The following is an 8,235-nucleotide window of genomic DNA, read 5'->3' as shown; positions in this document are numbered from 1 at the left end:
AAACCGGACAGCCCGGGACCCAGCGAGAACTGGTCGGTGAGCGCGTCGACCGCGCCGTTGATCACCGCTGTGTCGAAGCCGAACAGGAAGCCGCCGAGCGCTGCGGCCACGCAGATCCCGATGATGCGCGGGTTGAGCCTGCTGGGTGGTGCGGACGCCGTCATCGCCGTGCCCTTTTCCCCGGGGGTCGTTCCTCGCCACGGTAGCCCCATCACGCCTGCCGAGCAGGGGGTTCCGATCGGTATCCGTGGCGGGAGCGATCAGAACCCCCTGCTCGGCGGGGTGGAGCGGGCCGGTCAGCGGGTGCGGGCGACCTCGGCGACGAAGGCCGTGGCTCGTTCGCGCAGGCCCTCGATGCGATCGGCGATGATCAGCTCGCGTACCTCGGCGATGTTCGAGCCTGCCTCGGACGCCGTGGGCGTGCGGCGCACGTTCTTCGAACAGCGGAAGTCGCCGCAGATGAGCGTGCCGATGCTGTCGCCCTTGCGGCCGACCGCGCCGGCTCGCCGTGCAGTGAACAGGTGGACGTCGTCGATCTCGACGATGTCCTCGCACCAGGCGCACATCGCCGGGCGGCGACCGCCGCTGCGGTCGGCCGCGCGGAGCACGATGCCGGTCGGGACGTCATCGAGCTCGATCACCACGTAGGCGACCAGGGGAGCCTTGCGGTCTCGCCAACCGAGGTACTCGAGGCGGTCCCAGCGGAGATCGTCGAGATCCGGGAGGTTCGCGTTCGTGATCTCGCGGCGGGTGGCGTTGACGAAGGACGCGCGGATCTGCGCGTCGGTGAGCGGGGTCATGAGGATGTCCTTGCGTGCAGATGAGGGTGGGCATGCAGAGCGCCCGCCCGTGGAGCCCTCACCTGGACGTCAGGGAATCGGCTGCTCGGGGCGGGCGGGGCAGGTCAGCGATGAGCAGGCCTGCACGGCCACCCCGCTCCCTGCGATGCCACTCATCGCTGCTCCTCGTCACTGGTCCGGCCGTGGCGACCTCACGCCGCGCGCCACCAACCACGGTACGCCCACCCGCAACGCGATATCCGCCGCCACGTCCCCGCCAGGCGTTCAACGCGGTGTCAGCGCGGGAGAAGGGCGAGGGCGGTGACGGCGTCGACGATCGCGGTGGCGGCGAGGTCGACCTCGGCGGCGGTGAGGGTCGCGGGCATCGTCAGCCGCACCGCCGTCTGTGCAATCCCGGGCTCCAGACCCAGTGCTACCAGCACGTGAGACGGCACGTCTCGCCCTGCGGCGCATGCCGAGCCCGAGGACACCAGGACCCCGCGCCGCTCCAGCTCCAGCAGCACAGCCTCACCGCTGGTGCCGGGGAAGCAGAAGGAGGCGTGCCCGGGCAGGCGCGAGGCCGCTGATCCGGTGAGCAACGCCGTCGGGATCTCGGTGAGCACACGCGTCACGAGCCGGTCTCGGAGTCCGGCGACCTGCTCGGCTGCGGCGACCCGCTCCGCCTCGGCGAGCTCGAGCGCCGTGGCGAGAGCGACGGCGCCAGCGACGTTCTCGGTGCCCGAGCGCCGTTCGCGCTCCTGACCGCCGCCGTCGATGACCGGGATCACGGCGTGTCGACCGCGCAGGAACACCGCACCGATGCCCTTGGGTGCGCCGACCTTGTGCCCAGAGATGCTGAGCGCATCAACATTCAGTGCCGAGACATCCAGCGGCAGCCATCCGGCCGCCTGCACGGCGTCGGTGTGCACGAGTGCGCCGTGCTCGCGGGCTGCCGCCGCCAACGCGGCGATGTCCTGCACCGTGCCGACCTCGTTGTTCGCGTACCCGATGCTCACCAGCGTGGTGTCCTCGCGCAGCGCGCTCGTGAGAGCGTCCGGGGTCACCACCCCGTCATGGTCGACGGCGGTGGTGGCGGTCGCGAACCCGTGCCACCTCGTGAGGTGCTCGGCCGAGGCGAGCACGGCTTCGTGCTCGATCGGGCTGGTCACCACGTGGCGGCCGCGTGGCAGCCCCAGCGCGAGTCCCTTGATCGCGAGGTTCGCGCCCTCGGTGCCGCCCGAGGTGAACGTCACCTCGCTCGCACGGCAGCCGAGCACGGCTGCGACCCGGGCGCGGGCGTCGGCCAGTCCGGCCGCGGCCCGCTCGCCCAGCTCATGGGTGCTGGACGGGTTGCCGAAGTCCCCGGTCAGGTAGGGCCACATCGCCTCGAGCGCCTCGCGTCGCACCGGCGTCGTCGCGGCGGCGTCCAGATAGAGCGTCATCGCACGTGGATGTCGAGCCCGAGGTCGAGCGAGCGCACGCTGTGGGTGAGGGCGCCGACGCTGATGACGTCCACGCCGGTCTCGGCGATCGCGCGGACCGTCTCCAGCCGCACGTTGCCGCTGGCCTCGACCACGGCGCGCCCTGCCACCAGTGCGACGCCTTCGCGCAACTGCTCGAGCGTGAAGTTGTCCAGCATGATCACGTCCACCCCAGCCGCCAGGACCGGTTCGATCTGGTCGATCCCGTCCACCTCGACCTCCACGCTGGTGGTGTGCGGGATCCGGTCCCGGATGCCGCGCAGCGCCTCGGTGAGGTCCGCGCCGGCCGCCAGCAGCACCGCCAGGTGGTTGTCCTTGACCATGACCGCGTCGGACAGGCTGAAGCGGTGGTTGCGCCCGCCGCCGGCACGGACCGCATGCCGCTCGAGCGCACGGAGCCCGGGCGTGGTCTTGCGGGTGTCCACCACCCGCACCTTCGTGCCCGCCACCGCCGCCACGTACGCGGCTGTGGCGGTGGCGATGCCGCTCAGCCGCTGCGCGAAGTTGAGAGCGATTCGCTCGGCCTGCAGCACCCCGGCGGCCGGTCCCTCGACCCGAGCCAGCACGGCTCCGGCATCGAACGTCTCGCCGTCGGCAACGAGCAGCTCGACGGCGATCGCCGGGTCGGTCAGCCGGAACGCCGCCTCGACGGCGGCACCACCGGCGAAGGTGCCGGGCTCACGCGCGGTGAGCTCCGCCGTCGAGATGGCCGACGGCGGCACGAGAGCCGCGCAGGTGAGGTCGCCCCACGGGGCGTCCTCGGCGAGTGCCCGGCCGACGACCTCGTCGACGGCCGAGGCCTGCACGCTCACGCCTGCGCCTCCGCCAGCGCAGCGAGCCGCTCGATGGACGCCGCGAGGTTCTCGCTCGTGGTGGAGCGGGCGCGCTCGAACCGCTTGGCATCGGTGAGGTGCGTCCAGTCGTAGACGTGGCGGACCAGCGTGCCGTCCGCGGTCGGCTGGAGCTCCCAGCGCCACTCGTGGCCGGGCTCGGGCTCGCCGGTGGGGGCGGGGCGCCACGCGATCACGCGACCCTCCTCGAAGGCCACGACCCGGTTGGGCCGCGGGGTGCCCTTGGTCAGCGTGACCGTGAACACCTCACCCACGGCGCGCACCCGCTGGCCCGGCTCGGCCTGCGCGAGGTTGTCGTTGCCGTCCCACTCCGGCTGCCGGGCAGGGTCGGCGATCAGCTCGAAGATCACCTCGGCGGGCGCGCGGACCACCCGCTCTGCGGTGACGACAGTGCGCTCGTTCTCGGCCATGACGGCTCCTCTCAGACGGACAGCAGGGTCAACGACGCGTCGGCCTCGGTGGCCGCATCGTCGCTGCGGAAGTGTGCACCGACCGAGGACGTCCTGGTGAGCGCCGCACGGGCGCACGCCTGCGCGAGCAGCAGCAGGTTGGCGTCCTCGTGCGAGGCGCGATCGGTGGGCGCGGGTGCAGCGGCAGCCCAGGCGTCGAGGGTCTCGATCGCACGGGCGAGCGTCTCGCCGTCGCGCACGAGCCCCACGGCGTCCCACATCAGTTGCTGCAGCGCCCCCCGGGATTTCAACGCTGTTTCGGCGGGCATGGGACTGGCGGGTTCCGGCATCTGGACGGGCGCCGAAACAGCGTTGAAATCCCAGGAGGGGGCGCGGTCGTCGAGGGCGAGGGCGGCGCGGTGGGCGAACACCGCGCCCTCGAGCAGCGAGTTGGAGGCCAGCCGGTTGGCGCCGTGCACGCCGGTGCGGGCGCACTCGCCGATCGCCAACAGACCCGGCACGTTCGTGCGGCCCCAGAGGTCGGTGGCGATGCCGCCCATCCAGTAGTGCGCGGCCGGGGTGATCGGGATCGGCTCGCTCGCCCAGTCGAGGCCGGCGGCGCGCACGGCGGCGTCGATACTGGGGAACCGCTCCGGGAGGAAGTCGGCGCCGAGCGCGGTGGCGTCGAGAGTGACCGGCACGCCGCCCTGGCGCGCCATCTCGGTGTGCACGGCGCGGGCGACCACGTCGCGCGGCGCCAGCTCGGCACTCTCGACGTCGGCCATGAACCGTTCGCCGGCGGCGTTGCGCAGCACCGCACCCTCGCCGCGTACGGCCTCCGAGACCAGGAAGTTTCCCTCCACCGCGAGGGTGGTCGGGTGGAACTGGTACAGCTCGATATCCGCGAGGCGGGCACCGATGCGCGCGGCGCACGCCACGCCGTCGCCCGTGGCAGCCACTGGGTTGGAGGTGTACGGGTACAGCTGGCCGGCGCCGCCGGTGGCAAGGACCACGGCGTCGGCGTCGAGCACGCGGCGAGCGCCGCCGTCGAGCTCGATCTCGGCACCGACCACGCGGGTTCCGGGACCGGCTTCGGTGCGCAGGCCGAGAAGGAATGCGTGCTCGTGGATGACCACCTGGCGCTCGCGCAGGCGCGCGACCAGGGCCGCCTCGATCACGGCGCCGGTCGCGTCGCCGCCCGCGTGCAGGATGCGGGGGAACGAGTGGGCGGCCTCGAGTCCGTGGGCCAGCTCACCGTCCTTCTCATCGAACGCGACACCCAGCGCGATCAGTTCTCGGATCCGGTCCGGGCCCTCGGCGCACAGCACGCGCACGGCCTCCGGATCGCACAGTCCCGCACCCGCGGCGAGCGTGTCGGAGATGTGCGACTCGACCGAGTCCTCGTCGAAGAGCGCCACCGCCACGCCGCCCTGTGCGTACCGGGTGTTGGACTGGCCGAGCTCGCCCTTGGTGACGACCGTGACCTGGTGACCGGACGCCGTCGCCGTGAGAGCGAGGGAGAGCCCCGCGATCCCGGACCCGACGACGATCACCCGGCTCATCTCCTCGCTCCCGCCGGCTTGGCCTCCAGCATCCGCTCGAGCGCCACGCGGGCGTGCGTGGTGACGTCCTCGGGCACGGCGATCCGGTTGAGCACCTCGTCCTCGGCCAGACCCTCGAGCACCCAGGCGAGGTAGCCAGGGTGGATGCGGTACATCGTCGAGCAGGGACACACCACGGGGTCGAGGCAGAAGATCGTGTGCTGCGGGTACTGCGCGGCCAGCCGTTGCACGAGGTTGATCTCGGTGCCGATCGCAAACGTGGTGGGCTCGGTCGCGCCGTCGATCGCGCGGCGGATGTAGTCGGTGGAACCGGCTTCGTCGGCCGCATCGACCACTGGCATCGGGCACTCGGGGTGCACGATCACGCGCACGTCGGGGTGCTCGGCGCGCGCCTGCTCGATCTGGGCCACGGTGAACCGCTTGTGCACTGAGCAGAACCCGTGCCACAGCAGCACGCGGGCCTCCCGGAGTGCAGCCTCGTCGTTCCCGCCGAGAGGCTTGTTGGGGTTCCAGGTGGGCATCTGCTCCAGGCCGATCCCCATCGCCTTCGCGGTGTTGCGGCCCAGGTGCTGGTCGGGGAAGAACAGCACCCGCTGGCCGCGCTCGAACGCCCACTCCAGCACGGTGGCCGCGTTGGAGGAGGTGCACACGATGCCGCCGTTGCGCCCACAGAACGCCTTGAGTGCCGCGGAGGAGTTCATGTAGGTCACGGGGATCACCGGGACCCGGCCGGCCTCGTCGGGCTGGTCGCCGTACAGGTCGACCAGCTGCTCCCAGCACTCCTCGACCTGATCGAGGTTCGCCATGTCCGCCATCGAGCACCCTGCGGCGAGGTTGGGCAGGATCACCTGCTGGTCGGCGCCGGAGAGCATGTCGGCCGTCTCGGCCATGAAATGCACGCCGCAGAACACGATGGCCCTGGCGTCCGGGTGCTCCTTGGTGGCCTGTGCGAGCTGGTAGGAGTCGCCCACGTAGTCGGCGTAGGTGACCACCTCGTCACGCTGGTAGAAGTGGCCGAGGATCACGACGTCGTCGGCCAGTCGTTCGCGAGCGGCGCGGATCCAGGCGTCGATCTGCGCGGGGGAGGCGTCGCGGTAGCGCTGCGGCAGCGTGCCCTGTCGGGGCGAGCCCAGCGGGAGGGTGTCGGCCTGCGAGGCGCCCGGCCCGTAGCCCGGGGCGCCGGCATCGAGGACCCAGGGCCCGTCGGCGAGCTCGCTGGAGCAGGTGTTGCCCGGCGTGCTGCCGGCGTCGATGCTGCGGATCCGCAGGTCGACCGAGGCGGTGGTCGTGCTCATGGTGCGCTCCTCGTGGGCTTGCCGATGCCCGCGGTCCGGGCGATCGGGCCGAGGTCGACGGGTTCGACGTCGGCGTTGTAGCGGTACAGGCGTGCAGGTCGGTGCGCGCCACCGGTGCGCATCTCGGCTGTCGCGACGACGGCGCCGTCGGCCTCGATCTGGCGGCGGAAGTTCGCGGGATCGAGCTCTCGTTGCCCCACGACCTCGTGGACCTCGCGCAGCTCGCGGAGGGTGAAGGTCTCGCCGAGCAGGGCGTGCGCGATGCGGCTGTAGGAGACCTTGTTGCGCAATCGCCACAGTGCGTACTCGACGACGAGGTTGTGGTCGAACGCCAGCGCCGGCAGGTCATCGGCCGGCAGCCACCGCACGTTCTGCTGCGGGCGGGCGTGTGCCACCTCGTCGGCGCGCACGAGCGCCCAGTACACGACGGTGACCACGCGGCGTCCGTCGGGCGAGCGGTCTGGATCCCCCAGGGTGTACATCTGCTCGAGGTAGGCGGGTGCAAGCCCGGTCGTGGCGGCGAGCGTGCGGCGTGCCGCATCCTCCAGGGTCTCGTCGCCCAGCGGACCGCCTGGCAGTGCCCAGCGGCCGTCGAATGGCTCGCGGGTGCGGAAGACGAGGGGGAGCGAGAGCGTGATCGGGCTGCGGGGCTCGTCGACGCGCAGCGCGAAGATCACCGTGGAGACGGCGATCTCGGTCTCCGCTGCGCTCATCCGGGCCTCCTTAAGGTCACTTTGACCTGAACTTCAGGACCACCTTAGAGTCAGAGTGACCTGAACGCAAGGTGTGATCGGTCAGGACGATGCGGGGGTGCCGTCGCTCGCGGCGGCACCGTGCTCGCGCACGATCCCACCGAGCAGTGTCTGCAGCTCGTCGCGCACGCGCTCCGGCGAATCGTTCTCGATGAACGTGCGCATGCCGCCGATCCGGAGCGAGGCGATCCCGTGTGCGAGTGCCCACGTCACACGGAGCGCCGTCTCGGTCGTCACGGCGAGGTCGAGCGGCTCGATCAACGCCGCAAGCCCGTCGAGCGCCTGGGGTGCGGCTGCTGCCGGATCTCGTACGTCGGCGTCGAACATCAGGCGGAACAGGTGGGGGTGCGTCAGCGCGAAGTCGACATACGCCACCCCGGACGCCACGAGGCGCTCTGCAGGCTCGGAGCTCGCGCCGGCTCCGAGCGTGAGCGCCGTCCGCAGCTCGTGGAAGCCCTCGGCTGCGACGGCGCCCAGCAGAGCCTGTCGGTGGGCGAAGTGCCGATACGGAGCGGCCACGCTGACCTCGCACATCGCGGCGACGCCGGCGATCGTCATGGCGTCGGCGCCATCGCGCTCGACGACGGCCCGCGTCGCACGGATCAGCTCACCGCGGAGGTGGTCGTGGTGATACGGCTTGCTGGGCATCGGTCCCATGGTCGGACCTCGCGGCGCTGCGGTCCATCCGCCGCGCGGGCCAGACGATGATCGTCGTCAGCGCGATCCCGACGACGGCGCCGATCCCCGAGAGTGCGAACTTCGCGCGTGCGGCGGCGCCGTGGGCGAGCGCCCACCAGTCCGGGAACCCGGCAGGGTCGGTGAGCATGGCCAGCGAGAACGCGTTCTCGACGAGGTCGAAGACTGGCCCCAGGGCGATCAGCGGCGCCCATCGCCGCATCGCCGCGGCCAGTCGCGGGCGGCGCGTGGCGCCGAGCTGCGCCACCAGGTGGACCAGCGCGATCAGCGTTGCCGCGAGCGCCACAGCCCACAGCAGGTCCACCGCCTCCGATCGGATCAGCAGCGGCAGTCGCGACGCCTCGTGCAGCCGGGAGTACCACTCGCGGAGCGTGTCGGCGTCGTTCTCCAGGCCGTACACCGCGAGCGCGACCGGCGCCTCGACCTGGCG

Annotated in this window: 9 protein-coding genes and 1 pseudogene; all 10 read right to left on the bottom strand. The window is 71.8% G+C overall.

Annotation, left to right across the window (positions count from 1 at the left end; all coding sequences use genetic code 11):
- A pseudogene (locus tag ACOJSN_RS09030) lies at positions 1-164 on the bottom strand (MFS transporter); the annotation flags it as partial.
- A gap of 132 nt (positions 165-296) precedes the next feature.
- A complete protein-coding gene (locus ACOJSN_RS09025; protein WP_420112166.1) occupies positions 297-800 on the bottom strand; it encodes an FBP domain-containing protein in 504 nt (167 codons plus the stop codon).
- 275 nt (positions 801-1,075) lie between these two features.
- Positions 1,076-2,221: a cysteine desulfurase family protein gene (locus ACOJSN_RS09020; protein WP_420112165.1), complete on the bottom strand. Its 1,146-nt coding sequence runs from the start codon at positions 2,219-2,221 to the stop codon at positions 1,076-1,078.
- Positions 2,218-3,066: a carboxylating nicotinate-nucleotide diphosphorylase gene (gene nadC / locus ACOJSN_RS09015; RefSeq protein ID WP_420112167.1), complete on the bottom strand. Its 849-nt coding sequence runs from the start codon at positions 3,064-3,066 to the stop codon at positions 2,218-2,220. Before nadC ends, ACOJSN_RS09020 begins: the two co-directional genes overlap by 4 nt.
- A 2-nt stretch (positions 3,067-3,068) precedes the next feature.
- A complete protein-coding gene (locus ACOJSN_RS09010) occupies positions 3,069-3,521 on the bottom strand; it encodes an SRPBCC family protein (protein ID WP_420112164.1) in 453 nt (150 codons plus the stop codon).
- Between the two features lie 11 nt (positions 3,522-3,532).
- On the bottom strand, positions 3,533-5,062 hold the full coding sequence (gene nadB, locus ACOJSN_RS09005; RefSeq protein ID WP_420112163.1) for an L-aspartate oxidase: 1,530 nt from the start codon (positions 5,060-5,062) through the stop codon (positions 3,533-3,535).
- The gene (gene nadA, locus ACOJSN_RS09000) at positions 5,059-6,357 is read right to left on the bottom strand and encodes a quinolinate synthase NadA (RefSeq protein WP_420112162.1); all 1,299 of its coding nucleotides are present in this window, start codon (positions 6,355-6,357) and stop codon (positions 5,059-5,061) included. Before nadA ends, nadB begins: the two co-directional genes overlap by 4 nt.
- The gene (locus tag ACOJSN_RS08995; protein WP_420112161.1) at positions 6,354-7,070 is read right to left on the bottom strand and encodes an NUDIX hydrolase; all 717 of its coding nucleotides are present in this window, start codon (positions 7,068-7,070) and stop codon (positions 6,354-6,356) included. Before ACOJSN_RS08995 ends, nadA begins: the two co-directional genes overlap by 4 nt.
- An 81-nt stretch (positions 7,071-7,151) precedes the next feature.
- A complete protein-coding gene (locus tag ACOJSN_RS08990; protein WP_420112160.1) occupies positions 7,152-7,757 on the bottom strand; it encodes a TetR/AcrR family transcriptional regulator in 606 nt (201 codons plus the stop codon).
- Positions 7,717-8,235, bottom strand: a 519-nt coding sequence (locus ACOJSN_RS08985) for a hypothetical protein (RefSeq protein ID WP_420112159.1), incomplete at its 5' end; no start/stop codon positions are given. The genes ACOJSN_RS08985 and ACOJSN_RS08990, both read right to left, overlap by 41 nt.

This window comes from Pseudactinotalea sp. (assembly GCF_048594945.1).
In the GTDB taxonomy this organism is placed as follows: domain Bacteria; phylum Actinomycetota; class Actinomycetes; order Actinomycetales; family Beutenbergiaceae; genus Pseudactinotalea.
Note: the sequence above shows the minus strand (reverse complement) of the source record. Positions and strands in the feature narration are given on the sequence as shown.

Excerpts from the sequence above, each read along its gene's own strand:
- ACOJSN_RS08995 (WP_420112161.1), bottom strand. The coding sequence starts at position 7,070 with ATGAGCGCAGCGGAGACCGAGATCGCCGTCTCCACGGTGATCTTCGCG.
- nadB (WP_420112163.1), bottom strand. The coding sequence starts at position 5,062 with ATGAGCCGGGTGATCGTCGTCGGGTCCGGGATCGCGGGGCTCTCCCTC.
- nadA (WP_420112162.1), bottom strand. The coding sequence starts at position 6,357 with ATGAGCACGACCACCGCCTCGGTCGACCTGCGGATCCGCAGCATCGAC.
- ACOJSN_RS09025 (WP_420112166.1), bottom strand. The coding sequence starts at position 800 with ATGACCCCGCTCACCGACGCGCAGATCCGCGCGTCCTTCGTCAACGCC.
- ACOJSN_RS08990 (WP_420112160.1), bottom strand. The coding sequence starts at position 7,757 with ATGCCCAGCAAGCCGTATCACCACGACCACCTCCGCGGTGAGCTGATC.
- ACOJSN_RS09020 (WP_420112165.1), bottom strand. The coding sequence starts at position 2,221 with ATGACGCTCTATCTGGACGCCGCCGCGACGACGCCGGTGCGACGCGAG.
- ACOJSN_RS09010 (WP_420112164.1), bottom strand. The coding sequence starts at position 3,521 with ATGGCCGAGAACGAGCGCACTGTCGTCACCGCAGAGCGGGTGGTCCGC.